The organism is Trinickia symbiotica, from assembly GCF_003028655.1.
GTDB lineage: Bacteria > Pseudomonadota > Gammaproteobacteria > Burkholderiales > Burkholderiaceae > Trinickia > Trinickia symbiotica_A.
On sequence record NZ_PYUC01000003.1, the window covers coordinates 275,255 to 290,863 of the forward strand.

Below are 15,609 nucleotides of genomic sequence, written 5' to 3' on the forward strand. Positions count from 1 at the left end.
TTCACATCAGCCCCCGGCGTTTGAACCAGACGACCGTGACGACAACGGACGATATCGGCAGAAGGACGCCGAGGAGCCCAAATGCAACGGGATTGTTGAGTCTCGCGATCATCCAGTTGAAATTCATCCCGAAATAGCCCGTCAGAAAGGTGATCGGCAGAAAGATGACCGAGACGACTGTTAAGCGACTGATCTGCTCGCTTTGACGCTGCGCGAGCGCGGTCGCGAAATGCTGAATGATCTCCGCGCCCCAACGATACCGCTCCTGGAGTCGGTGCTGTACGTCTTCCACCTGTTCCGCATAGTCATTCAGTTCCGCCGCACCCCTTTGGTCCATCCCCGGCATGGCCTCGATGCCGACGGTGGCTGATTTCACGGCAATGCTGTAACGATCAATGCTCGCCCAAGCAGTGTGCAACCGCTGGATACGACTGCTCAGGCTTCTGAAATCAATGGCGGTCGGATTCCGCTCGAACTGCACGTCAGTTGCCTGAAGCTGACCGTCGATATCACTGACTGCATGTTCCAGTACTCCGAGTAGCAATTGCAGCACGATCGCGGCAGCACGATAAGGAGTCCCTTTCAACTGCCCAACGCGCTCGGCAAAACCTGTCATCGCTCCATCTAGGGTGGCGGCGTCACCGTCCCAAATGGTCAGGATGAAGTTCCGCGTGCGCAGAAGGTGAATTTCGGTAAGGCCGCCGTTCGCCTCTTTGGCAAGCCATGTGACCGCACGTAATTTTTCGCGGCTGATGGTGATCCGGCCGGCTTGTCCAAAGCGCTGTGCCCATTCGATATCGGTGTCTTCAAGCCCGAGTTGCTGCAACAGACCGGCTCGCGTGGGTTTGTCGCCGCCGACAATGTCGATCCAAAACAGGTCGTCGGAATCCAGCCACTTCGGCAGATTGGCTCCGTTTTCCAGTTTTTCGACCCCACGAACGCTCGATATCCTCGCAAGAGGGAAAGACGCTTCGTGCATTTGTTCCATAGGACCTCCCGTCAGGCGGATGAGGCACATCCGGCCGCGAGGAGATCGACATCATTGAGCCGGCCGTGCGCGGACTGCGGGCGCGCGAGTGGTGGTATCAGATACGAGACCAGTACCATTCGCGACGCAAATACCCCCCCTCACTCCACCGTCACCGACTTAGCCAAATTCCGCGGCTTATCGACATCCGTCCCGCGCGCACACGCCGTGTGATAAGCGAGCAACTGCAGCGGCACGACGTGAAGAATCGGCGAGAGCATCCCATAGTGCTCGGGCATCCGAATGACGTGAATACCCTCGCCGTTGACGATGCGCGTATCCGCATCGGCAAACACATAAAGCTGCCCGCCTCGCGCCCGCACCTCTTGAATATTCGACTTCAGCTTCTCGAGCAGCGCATCGTTCGGCGCGACCGTCACCACTGGCATCGCCTCCGTCACGAGCGCGAGCGGCCCGTGCTTGAGCTCACCGGCCGGATAAGCCTCGGCGTGAATATACGAAATCTCTTTAAGCTTCAACGCGCCTTCGAGCGCGATCGGATAGTGCATGCCGCGCCCGAGGAAAAGCGCATTCTCCTTGCGCGAAAACTCCTCCGACCAAGCGATAATCTGCGGCTCGAGCGCGAGCACGCTATTGAGCGCCGCCGGCAAATGCCGCAACTGCTTCACATAGTCAGCCTCGGCCGCCGCATCGACATGTCCGCGCAGTTTCCCGAGCGTCACGGCGAGCGCGAACAACGCGACGAGCTGCGTCGTGAACGCCTTCGTCGAAGCAACGCCGATCTCCTGTCCGGCCCGTGTAAGAAACGCCATCTCGGTCAGCCGCACCATCGCGCTCGTCGCAACGTTGCAGATCGAGAGCGTATGACGATGCCCGAGCTTCTGCGCATGCTTCAACGCGGCTAACGTATCGGCCGTCTCGCCCGATTGCGAAATCACCACGACGAGTGCCTTCGGATTCGGCACGGAATCGCGATAACGGTACTCGCTCGCGATTTCCACCTGCGTCGGAATCTTCGCGATCGATTCGAGCCAATACTTCGCCGTGAGCCCCGAGTAATGGCTCGTCCCGCACGCCAGAATCAGCAGGCTGTCGATCTCGCGAAACGCCGCTTCGGCCGCATCGCCGAAGAGCGGCGCGTCGAATGTATCCGTCTGCGGCACCGTGTCCGCAATCGCGCGCGGCTGCTCGAAGATCTCCTTCTGCATGAAGTGGCGATAGGGTCCAAGTTCGACGGCCCCGCCGTAAGCATGCACGGTGCGGACCTCGCGCTCGGCGTCGCGGCCCTCACGGTCGCGAATGCGCACGCCGCCGAGCGTCAGTTCGGTCACATCGCCTTCTTCGAGGAAAACGAATCGCTCGGTGCTGCCCGCCAGCGCAAGCGCGTCCGATGCAAGGAAGTTCTCGCCTGCTCCGAGCCCCACGACGAGCGGCGAACCTTGTCGCGCACCCACCACCGTGTTCGGCTCGTTCTTATGCACGACGGCGATGGCATAGGCACCGTGCAATTGCTTCACGGCCTCGCAAACGGCGTCGTACAGGCTGCCGCGGTAAAGACTGTGAATCAAATGCGCGATCACTTCGGTATCGGTCTGCGTGACGAACTCGTAGCCCTTGCCGCGCAACACCTCTCGCAGCGACTCGAAGTTCTCGATGATCCCGTTGTGCACGAGCGCAACCGCATCGCGCGAGAAAATCGGATGCGCGTTATCGGTGACGGGCGCGCCATGTGTCGCCCAACGCGTATGCGCGATGCCCGTCACGCCCTCGAGGCGCGCGTCGCCCACTTGTGCGTCCAGATCGGCCACTCGCGACACGCTGCGCGCACGGTGCGGCTCGCCGCCCGCCAGCACCGCCACGCCGCACGAGTCATAGCCGCGATACTCGAGGCGGCGAAGTCCTTCGATGAGGACGGAAACGATGTTACGTTGCGCAACCGCGCCGACAATGCCGCACATGGGTCGTTCCTTTTTCGAGTGATGCTGTGGCCGTTTCGGCGGGCGCGCATCGTGGGCGCGCCGGCTCGCGAAACGGTCAGCCGTTTCAGTCTTTTTTCTTCACGGGACGCACGTAATCGCGCGTCTTCTGCGTCTTCTCGTTCAGCACGAGCGTGCCCTCGGGCACGTCCTTCCAGACGGTCGTGCCCGCGGCGATCGTCACGCCGCGGCCCACGCGCACTGGCGCGACAAGCTGCGTATCGGAGCCGACGAAGACGTCGTCTTCGATGACGGTGCGATGCTTGTTCGCGCCGTCGTAGTTGCAAGTGATCGTGCCCGCGCCGACGTTCACGCGCGCGCCCACGTCGGCATCGCCGATGTACGTCAAATGATTGGCCTTCGAGCCCGCTCCGATGATCGCGTTCTTCACTTCGACGAAGTTGCCGACATGCACTTCGTCGGCGAGCGTCGCGCCCGGTCGCAGCCGCGCGTACGGGCCCAGAACCGCTTGCGCGCCGACCGTCGCGCCGTCGATATGCGTGAACGGCTCGACGCGCGTCCCCGCACCGATCGTCGCGTTGCGCAGCACACAGTGCGCGCCGATCGTCACGTCGTCGGCCAGCGTCACGGCACCTTCGAAGAGGCAATTGATGTCGATCGACACGTCGCGCCCGCAGGTGAGCGTCCCGCGTACGTCGAGCCGCGCGGGATCGGCGAGCGTCACGCCCGCCTGCAGCAGCGATTCAGCGATATTGCGCTGGTGTATCCGCTCGAGCTCGGCGAGCTGCGCCTTGCTGTTAACACCCAGCGTTTCCCATTCCTCGTCGGGCTGAGCCGTGACGATCTCGAAGCCCGCTTCGATCGCGCGCTCGACCACATCGGTCAAATAGAACTCGCCCTGCGCGTTGTCGTTCTTCAGCGAGCCGAGCCACATCGCGAGCTGACCCGTCGGCGCGACGACGATGCCAGTGTTGATTTCGGCGATACGCAGTTCCTCGGGCGTCGCATCCTTCTGCTCGACGATACGCACGACGGAGCCGGCCGAGTCGCGCACGATCCGGCCATAACCGTGCGGATCGTCGAGCGTGACCGTCAGGACTCCGTAACATCCGTCGATGGCCGCATCGACGAGGCGCTTCAACGTGGAGGCCATCGTCAGCGGCACATCGCCATAAAGCACGAGTGTGGGCTCGGCCGGATCGAGCAGCGGCAACGCCTGCCGCACGGCATGGCCCGTACCGAGCTGCTCGGCTTGCAGCGCGAACTTGATGTCGGGCGCGGCAACGGCCTCTTGCACAGCTTGCGCGCCGTGCCCCACCACGACGACGATGCGTGACGGACGAAGCGCTCGCGCCGTATCGATCACATGGGACAAGAGCGGCCGGCCGGCCAACGGATGGAGCACTTTCGGCAACGCCGAGCGCATGCGCTTGCCTACACCTGCGGCCAAAATGACGATGTTCATTGCGCGGCGATAAAGTCGGATTCAAGGGAGCGATTTTAGCATCGCGTCGTGCGCCTCTATATTGGGTGACGCACGGCAAAAAGCGCCGCGGCGAGGCGCAAAAGAACGATCGCCGCGCCTTCAGAGATCGTCGAACTGAGCGAATGAAATCCGCTGCGCGCCCGGCTCGTCGCCGCCACTCGCTCCCGAGTCCGCACCGCCGGCGCTCGTCGAGCAAGGGTCGTCGTCGAACGCGATATCGCCGAGCGGATCAGCGGTTCCCGTCGCCCGCAAGCCTGAAAACGGAAAAAGGTTCGCATCCATCAGATGCGAAGGAACGACATTCGCCAGCGCGTTGAACATATTGTCGACGCGCCCCGGAAAACGCTTCTCCCATTCGCGGATCAGCGCCTTCATCTCGGCGCGCTTCAAGTTCGGCTGAGAGCCGCAGAGGTTGCAAGGAATGATCGGGAAATCGCGCAGTTCGGCGTATTTCTCGAGATCGGCTTCCTTCACATAAGCGAGCGGCCTGATGACGATGTTCTTGCCATCGTCAGACTGCAGCTTGGGCGGCATGCCCTTCAACTTGCCGCCATAGAACAGGTTCAGCAAGACGGTCTGCAAGATGTCGTCGCGATGATGCCCGAGCGCGATCTTCGTCGCCCCCAGCTCGCCGGCCACGCGATAGAGAATGCCGCGCCGCAGCCGCGAGCAGAGCGAGCACGTCGTCTTGCCCTCGGGCACGAGGCGCTTGACGATGCTGTAGGTGTCCTGATTTTCGATGTGGAACGGCACGTTGCGGCTCGACAGATACTCGGGCAGCACATGCTCGGGAAATCCGGGCTGCTTCTGGTCGAGGCTGACCGCGACGATCTCGAAGTCGATCGGCGCGCGGTCTCGCAGACGCAGCAGGATATCGAGCAGCGCGTAGCTATCCTTGCCGCCCGACATGCAGACCATCACCTTGTCGCCCTGCTCGATCATGTTGTAGTCGCCGATCGCCTGGCCGACCTGGCGCGCAAGCCGCTTGAAGAGCTTGTTGTTCTCGTAGGCTTCCTTCTGCTCGCGGCGCGTAAGCGCGCGGCTCGTGCCGCGCACGTCGCCGCTGACATCGGCGGCGCCGTGCTCGCCATGCGCGGCGCGTTCTTCCGTCGTCTCTCGTGCGATGGACACCGTCTCGGGCGCGTTCATACTTGGTGGTCCTCTTTGAAGCGAAAGATCTCGACGCCCACGGCGTCGCAATCCGGATAGACGTCGGGCTTTTCCGTCGATATGCAAACCGCGCGCACTTGCGGATGCTCGAGCATAGCTTCGGCGACGTCGTCGCAAAGCGTCTCCTGCAGGTGGATGTGCCCCTTGCCGACGCGGTGCGCGATCGTTGCGCGCATGAAATCGTAGTCGACGACCTCATGCAACTTGTCTTCCACGGGCGTCGTCTCCTTCAACGGCACGAACAGCTCCACGTTGATGACGACGCGCTGCTCGCCGCGCTTCTCGAACTCGTGCACGCCGATGTTGATGTAAACCTCGTAGTTGCGCAGAAACAGCCTGCGGCAATCGGCGAGCCGGGGGTCCAACAGAGCGGCAACCATGTTCGTTCCATCCAAAATGTTCGCGCCTCGTAAGGGCGACGACGCAAAGCGTCTCGTGCGCGACTTACTGGGCCAAAAACATCACGTCGCGCGGCAGCGGCACGAGGTGTTGACCGCCATCCACCAGCAACGTCGCCCCGGTCATACCACGGGCATCGGCGAGATAGCGCGCCGCGGCAACGATATCCTCGAGCTTTGTCGCGCGGCCAAGCGGCGTCACGCGGTGCGCGGCGGCGAAGCTCTCCGGCGTCTGGTCCCCCGATTGCAGCGTCAGCCCGGGCGCCAACCCGACGACGCGCACTTTCGGTGCCAAGGTCTGCGCAAGCGTCACGGTCGCGGTCTGCAACGCCGCTTTTGTCAGCGTGTACGACAGATAGTCCGGGTTCAAGTTATAGAGCTTCTGATCGAGCACGTTGATGACGACCGAGCGCAACGTCTCGTCCTCGCGCGCCGCTTCGGGCGTTGCGTCATACAACTTGCGCGCGAGCACGAGCGGCGCGCCGACGTTGACGGCCGTCAGCCGCAGCAGCATGTCGTAGCCGACGTTTTGCGCGGTATCTTCCTCGAAGATCGAGGCGTTGTTGATGACGCAAGCGGGCCGCCCGAGCGCCGCCGTGCATGCCGGCACGAGTTCGGCGACGGCTGCCTCGACGGCTAAATCGGCATGGAGCGCGCAGGCACGGCGGCCGAGCGCCCGAATCTCGGCGACGGTCGCTTCGGCCTCGGCGCGCGCGGCGCCGTAATGAACGGCCACGTCCCAGCCCGCCTCCGCGAACCCGAGCGCGAGCGCACGGCCGATCCGCCGGGCGCCCCCCGTGACGAGGACGACGCGGCTCACATGCGCGGCCTGCGCGGAGGCGGCGTCAGTGCCGGTGGCGGACTCGGGAAACACGCTCATTTACAATGCTCGAATGATTCAGAATGCTCACGAACCCGATAGTTTACCTGTTCCCGGCGCGGACGCGCTCGCGGCCTCGGCGGCGCTTGCCGGCCTGATTCGCGAGGAGATCGCCGCGGCGGGCGGCTGGCTGCCCTTCGACCGCTACATGGAACGCGCGCTGTACGCTCCGCGCCTCGGCTACTACAGCGGCGGCGCGCGCAAGTTCGGCCGCGGCAGCGGCGACGGCAGCGATTTCATCACCGCGCCGGAGCTTTCGCCGCTTTTTGCGGCCACGCTCGCCCGGCCGCTCGCGCAAGCGCTCGAAGCAAGCGGCACGCGCCATCTGATGGAGTTCGGCGCCGGCACGGGAAGGCTCGCGGCAGGGGTTCTCGATGCGCTTGGCGCGCTCGGCGCGGAATTCGACAGCTACTCGATCGTCGAGCTTTCGGGCGAATTGCGCGAACGGCAACGCGAAACGATCTCGAAGCTTGCGGGCCCGCTCGCCTCGCGCGTGCGCTGGCTCGATGCGCTGCCGGATCGGTTCGAAGGCGTCATGCTCGGCAATGAAGTGCTCGATGCAATGCCGGTCAAGCTCTTCTCGCGCGCGGGAGGAATCTGGCACGAACGCGGCGTGGCGAAGAGCGGCAACGGCGGCTTCGCCTTCGAAGATCGGCGCCCAGGCGAGGCAGGTCTCGATTTGTCCGAGCACGACGCGGCGCTGCTGGCGGAAATCGATGCGGAAACGGACGTCGGGACTGACTACGTGACCGAAACGCACGCAGCCGCTACCGGCTTCATGCGAACGGTATGCGCGATGCTGAAACGCGGCGCGGCGTTCTTCGTCGATTACGGCTTTCCGCGCCGCGAGTACTACCACGTCCAGCGCACGGAAGGCACGCTGATGTGCCACTACCGGCATCGCGCCCATGGCGATCCGTTCGTCTATCCGGGCCTTCAGGACATCACGGCGCACGTTGAATTCACGGGCATCGCCGAGGCGGGCGTCGAAACGGGGGCAGATTTGCTCGGCTATACGTCGCAAGCGCGGTTTCTGATGAATGCCGGCATCACCGAGGCGCTAGGCGAGCTCGACCCAGCCGATCCGGCACGCTTTCTTCCGGCCGCCAACGCGGTCCAGAAGCTGCTGTCGGAAGCGGAGATGGGAGAGCTCTTCAAGGTGATCGCCTTCTCGCGCGGCGTCGACGGCACGCTCGACGCGTTCGCGCGCGGCGATCGATCGCACACGCTCTAACGGAGCGCCGCCTCCACCGCTTCCACGCGCGCGCGGTGCACCGCCTCCTTGATCTTCGAAGGCTTCTCGGCGAACTTCTGGGCAACGGCTCCCGCATCGACGCCCCGCGCGGCCACGAGGGCTACCCTTAGCCGCTCCGCCTGCGGATACTCGCGCGTCTCGAAGCCGAGCCGCCCGCGCGCATCGGCTTCGCAAGCCTGCAGCGCCTCGGCGAACCGCGCGGGCTTGCGCAGTGCGTCGGAACGCTCGAAGAGCCGCACGAGCGCAGCCGCGCCCATCTCCATCACGCGATGAATGTTGCCGTGCTCGCGCGCGACGAGCACCGCGAGGTCCCGGCATTCGTTCGGCACGCGCAAGCGCTCGCATAGCCCCTTCAACAGATCGACGCTGCGCATTTCGTGACCGATATGGCGAGGCAGCACGTCCTCGGGCGTCGTCGCCTTGCCCAGATCGTGCGTGAGCGCGGCGAAACGCACGGGCAAGGCATAGCCGCGCGCGGCCGCATAATCGACCACCATCATCACGTGCACGCCCGTATCGACCTCGGGGTGGTAATCGGCGCGCTGCGGCACGCCGTACAACGCGTCGACTTCGGGCAGCACGCGGTTCAGCGCGCCGCACTCGCGCAACGTTTCGAACATGCGCGACGGCTTTTTTTCCATCAGCCCGCGCGAGATCTCCTGCCACACGCGCTCGGGCACGAGCGCATCGACTTCGCCGGCCGAGACCATCGTCTTCATCAAAGCGAGCGTTTCGGCGGCGACGTGAAAGTCATGAAAGCGTGCCGCGAAACGCGCAAGACGCAGAATGCGCACGGGATCTTCGACGAACGCGCGCCCGACGTGACGAAACCGCTTCGCGGCGAGATCGGCCTGCCCGCCGAAGGGGTCGATCACGGGCCCCGTCAGCTCGCCGTCGGGCCGCAGCTCACGCGCCATCGCGTTGATCGTCAGATCGCGGCGCTCGAGGTCCTGCTCGAGCGTCACATCGGGCGCGTAGTAGAACTGGAAGCCGTGATAGCCGGCCGCCGTCTTGCGCTCGGTGCGCGCGAGCGCGTATTCCTCGTTCGTCTGCGGGTGCAGGAAAACGGGGAAATCCTTGCCGACGGGGCGAAATCCCTGCGCGATCATCTGCTCGGGTGTCGCCCCGACGACGACGTAGTCGCGGTCCACCACGGGCACGCCGAGCAATTCATCGCGGATGGCGCCGCCGACTGCGTAGATCTTCATCGACGTTCAAGCAACGATGCTGTCGTATTTGTCGATACGGTGCGTTTCGCTGCGCGCCGCCGCGATCCACTCGTTCACGGCCGGCAGCGCCGTGACGCGGCCGGCGTAAGCATTCGCGGCCGCGGAAAGCTTCGGTGCATACGAATTGAAGCGCATGACGACGGGCGCATACATCGCGTCGGCAATGCCGAACGCGGCGCCGAAGAGGAACGGGCCGCCATGGCGCGCCAGGCACTCGGACCAGATCGCGTCGATCCGCGCGACATCGGCCAGCGCCGCCGGCGTGCCGCCGATACCGGGCCCCTTCGCGCGGATGTTCATCGGCATCGCCGAACGCAGCTCGCCAAAACCGCCATGCATCTCGCTCGCGATCGAGCGCGCGTGCGCACGCTTGGCCGCATCTTCGGGCCAGAGCGAGCGGTCCGGATAACGCTCGGCGAGCGTCTCGAAGATGGCGAGCGATTCCCAGATCGATTGGCCGTCATCGGTCACGAGGCACGGCACCTTCCCCGACGGCGAGTATTCGCGGATGCGAGCCGCCGAGTCGGGTCGATCGAGCTCGATGAGCACTTCCTCGAAAGGAATGCCGGCGTGCCGCATGAGCACCCAAGGCCGCATCGACCACGACGAATAGTTCTTGTCAGCGATTATCAGTTTCATCGATCACCTTTCGAGGACGGACGTAGAAACAGGTTCAGGAAATCTTGCCGAATGGTGCGCTCGAATTCGATGCGATTCCGTGCAATTCCGTTCAACACGGCGCGGGCGACGCGGCGCCGCCGCGGTGTCGCCGCGTCACGAGCCGTACCACGATACTACCGGCCCGCCGTCGTCCGAAAACTACTGAAGCGCGAGCCGAACGACGCATTGCCGAGATACGCGGGCGCGATTGCCTCCATGCTCGCCGGCTCGACGCCGAGCTCGGGCGCAAGCGGCCCGTGCATGACCGAATCGATCTTCATCGAATCGAGATTATCGCGCGTGATGAGCGGTGCGCCCGGTAGCAGCTCGAACGTCATCGCCTGCATATAGGCGAACGCCTCGGGCAGCCTTACGACGCGCGCGTGCCGCCCCGTCGCCTCGCCGCAAAAACGCACGATCGCCTCGAGCGAATAAACGGAAGGGCCGCCGAGCTCATAGGTCCGGCCCGTGGCCGCGTCGAGATCGAGCGTGTTGACGATGGCCCTCGCCACATCGCCGACGAACACGGGTTGGAACTTCGCGTCGGGCTTCGCGAGCGGTATGACGGGAAAGAACCGCTGCAGCAGCGCGAAGGTATTGAGAAAACGATCCTCGGGCCCGAAGACGACCGACGGCCGAAAGATCGTCGAAGCAATCCGCATCGCGCCGCGCACGGCCTTCTCGCCATCGCCCTTCGAGCGCAGATACATGCTCGGCCCTTGAGGGTCCGCGCCGAGCGCGCTCAAGTGGACGAGCCGATGCACGCTCTTGCCCTCGCAGGCCGCGACGATCTTCGTCGGCAACTCGACATGGAGCCTCGCGAACTCGGGGCCGTACGGATCGCATCGTCCGCCTTGCAAGGTGCCGACGAGATTGACGACCGCATCCGTGCCCTCCACGAACCGGGCGAGATCGACGGGATCGAACACGTCGACCTCGATGACGTCGAGCGGCAGCAGCGTCAGGTGCCGCGCGTTATCGCGGCGGCGGGTCGCAATGCGCACCCGCTTGCCGGCCGCGACGAGCGCGTTGGCGAGATGACTGCCGATGAAGCCGGAGCCGCCGATCAAAGCAATCGATTCATGTCGCATCTTCGCCTCCTGACGCAGCGCCGCCAAGCCGTCGCGCCCGAATGCGCCATGCATCGCCGGTCACCCCGGGCGCGGTGCCCGGAGCGAGCGCGTCAAAGCATCACTGCTCGGGCAGGATGACGCTAAGCCGCGCCTTCAGCGATTGAGGACGACCTTCGAACAGCGCCGCATAATAGACGGTGTTGGACATCACGTTCTTGACGTAGTCACGCGTTTCGTTGAACGGAATCGTCTCCGCGAAAACGGCACCCTCGACGGGACGCGTCAACGCCGCCCGCCACTGGCGCGGACGGCCCGGCCCGGCGTTGTAGCCGGCCGTGGCGAGCACGGGCTGGCCGTCGAACTGATTGTAGATCATCGACAGGTAGCTCGTGCCGAGCAGGATGTTCGTGTTGATGTCGCTCAGCTGCTCCGCCGTGACGGGCCCGAGCCCGATCTTCTTGGCGACCATCCGCGCGGTGGCCGGCATCAGCTGCATCAGGCCGCCCGCGCCGACGCCGGAGCGCGCATCGATGATGAAGCGCGACTCCTGACGGATGAGGCCGTAGGCCCATTCGACGTCGAGCCCGTTCGTCTGCGCGTCGCGCTCGACGATATCGCGGAACGGCGACAGATAGCGCAACGAGAAATCGTGCTCGGCCTGCGTGCGATCGGCCGTGTTGACGGTGCGATCGTAGAGCTCGATGCGGCGCGCGTATTCGGCGACGGCGAGCAGTTGCCTATCCGTCATGCCGCGTAGCGGCCAGTTCCATTCGCGATTGCCTTCGAGCCGCAAATTGAGCGCATAAAAGCGCCGCGCGAGTTCAAAACCTGGCGTCTTGCTTGCGGCTTCGACTTCCGCGTCCGTCACGACCGTCTTCGGCGGCAGGGTGATCTTGCGGCCCAACTCTTCGGCCGCCAGTTGACCGTAGAAGTCGAAGCGCGAGGCGATGCGCTCGAACTCCGCGTTGGCCGTCGCGGTGTCGCCGGCCTGCTTCAGTGCGCGCGCGTGCCAATAGACCCAGGCCGGCCGGGCACGCAGCGCCTCGGGCATCTGCTCGATCGACCAGCGCACCATCGTCCAATCGCCGGCCAAAAGCGCACTGCGCGTGCGCCACTCATAAGCCGGATACGAGAGCGGCGCGTTGGCCGACAGGCGGTACCAGTCGACGGCGCCCGGCACCTGATGCACGGCGGCCTGATAGCCGATCGTCCCCCAGCCGATCGCGCGCTCGGCGAGCGACAGGGACGGCGCGATCGTCGCGAAAGCGGCCGCGGCAGTGGCGGCGTCGTTGTGCGCCATCTCCGTGATCGCGAGCAACGCGAGCTGGTGCGAAGCGGCATCGATCCCCACGCCGCGCGCGAGCACGAGGGGCGGCGCGCTCGTCGCCTGATCGATCAGCGTCGGATCGGGCCGCGCCGTGCCGAGCGCGTCGAAGAGCCGGCCGCCCGTCGTGGTCGCGCCTTGCTCGTAAGAAAGGCGAATCTGCTGCCAGACGTCGTCCGACGTGAATTGCCCGTTGATCGCCAGCGCTGTGATGAGATCGACGCAGCCGTCGCCATACCAGCGCGGCTCGACGAGCAATGCGCGCGCCGCACCGGCCACGCTCTCGCCGCGCGCGGCGCGCGATTCGAGCGCATAGCATTTCACCTGCGTATCGTCGTCGAGGACGAAACGCGCGTACTGCGCATCGAAGTTCTTCCAGTCGTGACGCGCCCCGAGCACGACGAGGTAGTCGTTGCGCAGACGATCGGCGATGGCCTCGCCGTCGTGACGCTGCAGGAACGAAAGCACGGGCGCATCGGGCGCGTCGAGCCGTGCATGGCCGGAGCTGTCGAAGAGCTGCGGCTTGATCTGGAAGTATTCGACGTACGACGGCGCCGGATAGTCGGGGATCATGCTCGCGAGCTGCGCCGCGCGCGCCGCATCGTTGTTGCGCGCCGCTTCGCGAAGCTGAACGAAGATCTGATCGTCTGTCAGGGCCGAGGGAGAAGTGCTGTGACGCCCGGCGGACGCCGTGGCGCACGCAACGAGTGCCGCCGCGGCCAGAGCGGAGCAAGCCGCGCGATATACTCGAAAAAGGCGATTCGACATCTTGGATCGTGGAGCAAAAATTGAGCGAAAGCATAGCACGCAACCCTGCCGAAAAATCGAAAGCCGAATGGCGAAAAGCCTTGCGCGAAGCACGGCTCGCGGCGGCCGCAGAGAACGGCGCCGATATTGCGCTGAAGGCCGCGATGCTCGATCTGCTGGCTCGCTACGAGCCTCGTACGGTCGGCTTCTATTGGCCGCTCGCCGGCGAATTCGATGCGCGCGGCGCGCTCGCCGAATGGCTCGCGGGCGATGTCCGCAGGCAGGCCGCGTTGCCCGTCATCGCCGTGAGAGGGCAGGCGCTTGCGTTTCACGCATGGACGCCCACGACGCCGATGCGCGTCGGCGAGCACCGGATCGCCGAGCCGCAGGATACGCCCGCCGTGCTGCCCGATCTGCTCTTCGTGCCTTGCGTCGGCTTCGACGAAGAGTGCTACCGTCTGGGCTACGGCGGCGGCTACTACGATCGCACGCTGGCCGCGTGGCCCGACACCGCGAAACCGGTGACGGCCGGCGTCGCGTTCGAAGCATGCCGTGTGGCGGCGCTGCCGCGCGAGCCGCACGATGTGCCGCTCGACGCGGTCGTCACCGAACGGCGCGTGCGGATTCGCTCCGCGCGCTGACCGCGCTGAACTTTACGCCCGTCGAAGCAACCGGACGCCCGCGGACTCAGGACCCGGCCGCGATGCCGTCGCGCCGGCTATCGCTCGCCGCGACGTAGCCGTGATCGGGGTTAGCGCCGTCGAGACGCCAGATGAACTGCCCCGAGCCGAAATCCATGTAGGGATCGTCGACCGACTTGAGTCGATGCCCGCGCGCCTGGAGTCCCGCGACCGTTTCGCGACTCATCGCCGTTTCGACATCGAGCGAGAAATCGCGATTGACCTTCCAGCGCGGCGCATCGCAGGCCGCTTGCGGCTGCTGGCGATAGTCGAGCATGCGCACGACCGTCTGCAGATGGCCCTGCGGCTGCATATCGCCGCCCATCACGCCGAAGCTCATCACGGCTTCGCGCCGACCGTTCACGCGCTGCGTGAGAAAGGCCGGGATGATCGTGTGAAACGGGCGCTTGCCGCCGGCGACGGCGTTCGGCGAGCGCGGGTCCATCGAAAACCCGCTGCCGCGGTTCTGCAGCGAAATGCCGTAGTCCGGCACGACGAGCCCGGAGCCGAACCCCATGTAGTTCGACTGAATGAAGCTCACCATCATGCCCTTCTCGTCGGCGGCGGAGAGGTAGATCGTGCCGCCCGCGCGCGGCATGCCGAAATCGAACTGCGTCGCCCGGTCCGGATCGATGAGCTTCGCGCGCGCCGTGAGATAGGCGTCGTCGAGCATTTGCCCTGGCGTCACCTCCATCGAGCGCGGATCGGCCACATAGCGATAGACGTCGGCGAACGCGAGCTTCATCGCTTCGATTTGCAGATGCTGCGACGCGACGCTGTCGAGCGGCAGGTCGCCGACGCCGAACTTCTCGAGAATGCCGAGCGCGATCAGCGCGGCGATCCCCTGACCGTTCGGCGGAATCTCGTGCACGGTGCAGCCGCGGTAATCCTTCTCGATCGGCTCGACCCATTCGGCCTTGAACTCGCGCAGATCCTCCTTCGTCATGGCGCCGCCGCACTGCGCGATGAACGCCGCGATACGCTCGGCCAGTTCGCCTTCGTAGTAGGCGCGCGGCCCCTCCTTCGCCAGGATTTTCAGCGCGTGGGCATGGCCGGGAAACCGGACGAACTCGCCCGTCGTCGGCGCGCGGCCGTGCGGCATGAACGTCGCGGCATAGCCGGGCAAGTCTTTCAGCTCGGGGACGGCGGCCGCCCACTTGTGCGCGACGACAGGGGCGACGGCGTGCCCGCGTTCGGCTATCTCGATCGCGCTGGCCATCAGGTCGGCGAACGGCAGGCTGCCGAAGCGCGCGTGCAGGGCCTCCCAACCGGCGACGACGCCCGGCACCGTGATCGAGTCGGGGCCGCGCTTCGGCTGGCGCGCGATGCCGCGCTCCTCGCCGTATTTCTTCCTGAAGTAGTCGACGCTCCACGCGGCGGGTGCGACGCCGGACGCATTGAGGCCGTGCAGCTTCTCGCCGTCCCAGACGAGCGCGAAGGCATCGCTGCCGAGGCCGTTCGAGACGGGCTCGACGATGGTCATGACGGCCGCCGCGGCGATGGTCGCGTCGACCGCGTTGCCGCCTTGCCAGATCGCACGTAGCCCGGCCTGCGCGGCCAGCGGATGCGAGGTGGCGACGACGTTGCGCGCGAAGACGGGCATGCGGACGGTCGGATAGGGGTTCTGCCAGTTGAATGTGGACATGGGACTGAAAGAAAAAGGAAAGCGAATGAAGTAAACGGTTGCCCAAGCATAAGGCAATGCGCCGATTCGCCGCTGCGAAGCGGACGCCAAGCCGACGCCGCGCGCTTCCCCGATAATGTCGATCGTGCCGGCAAAAG

13 protein-coding genes are annotated in these 15,609 nt (G+C 65.1%); 2 read left to right on the top strand and 11 right to left on the bottom strand.

Annotated elements, in window-relative coordinates:
* Position 1: 1 nt before the first annotated feature.
* The 6 genes from C9I57_RS07315 to C9I57_RS07340 all read right to left on the bottom strand — a co-directional run bounded on the left by C9I57_RS07315 (position 2) and on the right by C9I57_RS07340 (position 6,859).
* Positions 2–988, bottom strand: coding sequence for a CorA family divalent cation transporter (locus tag C9I57_RS07315; protein ID WP_181321758.1), 987 nt, complete (start codon positions 986–988; stop codon positions 2–4).
* A 140-nt stretch (positions 989–1,128) separates the two neighbouring features.
* A complete protein-coding gene (glmS, locus tag C9I57_RS07320; RefSeq protein ID WP_107149967.1) occupies positions 1,129–2,946 on the bottom strand; it encodes a glutamine--fructose-6-phosphate transaminase (isomerizing) in 1,818 nt (605 codons plus the stop codon).
* Positions 2,947–3,031: 85 nt separating this feature from the next.
* Positions 3,032–4,390, bottom strand: coding sequence for a bifunctional UDP-N-acetylglucosamine diphosphorylase/glucosamine-1-phosphate N-acetyltransferase GlmU (glmU, locus tag C9I57_RS07325; protein WP_107149968.1), 1,359 nt, complete (start codon positions 4,388–4,390; stop codon positions 3,032–3,034).
* Positions 4,391–4,510: 120 nt separating this feature from the next.
* Complete coding sequence (ttcA, locus tag C9I57_RS07330; RefSeq protein ID WP_107149969.1) at positions 4,511–5,560, bottom strand: tRNA 2-thiocytidine(32) synthetase TtcA; 1,050 nt, start codon at positions 5,558–5,560, stop codon at positions 4,511–4,513.
* Positions 5,557–5,961: a dihydroneopterin aldolase gene (locus C9I57_RS07335; protein ID WP_107149970.1), complete on the bottom strand. Its 405-nt coding sequence runs from the start codon at positions 5,959–5,961 to the stop codon at positions 5,557–5,559. Before C9I57_RS07335 ends, ttcA begins: the two co-directional genes overlap by 4 nt.
* Positions 5,962–6,025: 64 nt before the next feature.
* Complete coding sequence (locus C9I57_RS07340) at positions 6,026–6,859, bottom strand: SDR family oxidoreductase (protein WP_107149971.1); 834 nt, start codon at positions 6,857–6,859, stop codon at positions 6,026–6,028.
* A gap of 13 nt (positions 6,860–6,872) precedes the next feature.
* Here C9I57_RS07340 and C9I57_RS07345 point away from each other — a divergent pair, with 13 nt between their 5' ends.
* On the top strand, positions 6,873–8,093 hold the full coding sequence (locus C9I57_RS07345) for a class I SAM-dependent methyltransferase (protein WP_107149972.1): 1,221 nt from the start codon (positions 6,873–6,875) through the stop codon (positions 8,091–8,093).
* On the opposite strand, the gene C9I57_RS07350 is transcribed toward C9I57_RS07345, so the two are convergent.
* From C9I57_RS07350 to C9I57_RS07365, 4 genes are all read right to left on the bottom strand, one after another.
* Entirely contained in the window at positions 8,090–9,322 is a 1,233-nt protein-coding gene (locus tag C9I57_RS07350; RefSeq protein ID WP_107149973.1) for a multifunctional CCA addition/repair protein, read from the bottom strand. The two genes, C9I57_RS07345 and C9I57_RS07350, sit on opposite strands and share 4 nt — an antisense overlap.
* 6 nt (positions 9,323–9,328) lie before the next feature.
* A complete protein-coding gene (locus C9I57_RS07355; protein ID WP_107149974.1) occupies positions 9,329–9,982 on the bottom strand; it encodes a glutathione S-transferase family protein in 654 nt (217 codons plus the stop codon).
* Between the two features lie 155 nt (positions 9,983–10,137).
* A complete protein-coding gene (locus C9I57_RS07360; protein WP_107150181.1) occupies positions 10,138–11,094 on the bottom strand; it encodes a complex I NDUFA9 subunit family protein in 957 nt (318 codons plus the stop codon).
* Between the two features lie 100 nt (positions 11,095–11,194).
* The gene (locus C9I57_RS07365; RefSeq protein ID WP_107149975.1) at positions 11,195–13,168 is read right to left on the bottom strand and encodes a lytic transglycosylase domain-containing protein; all 1,974 of its coding nucleotides are present in this window, start codon (positions 13,166–13,168) and stop codon (positions 11,195–11,197) included.
* Positions 13,169–13,188: 20 nt separating this feature from the next.
* On the opposite strand from C9I57_RS07365, the gene C9I57_RS07370 reads away from it, so the two are divergent.
* Positions 13,189–13,788, top strand: coding sequence for a 5-formyltetrahydrofolate cyclo-ligase (locus C9I57_RS07370; RefSeq protein WP_181321759.1), 600 nt, complete (start codon positions 13,189–13,191; stop codon positions 13,786–13,788).
* Positions 13,789–13,834: 46 nt separating this feature from the next.
* On the opposite strand, the gene C9I57_RS07375 is transcribed toward C9I57_RS07370, so the two are convergent.
* Complete coding sequence (locus C9I57_RS07375; protein WP_107150182.1) at positions 13,835–15,472, bottom strand: gamma-glutamyltransferase family protein; 1,638 nt, start codon at positions 15,470–15,472, stop codon at positions 13,835–13,837.
* Between the last annotated feature and the right edge of the window lie 137 nt (positions 15,473–15,609).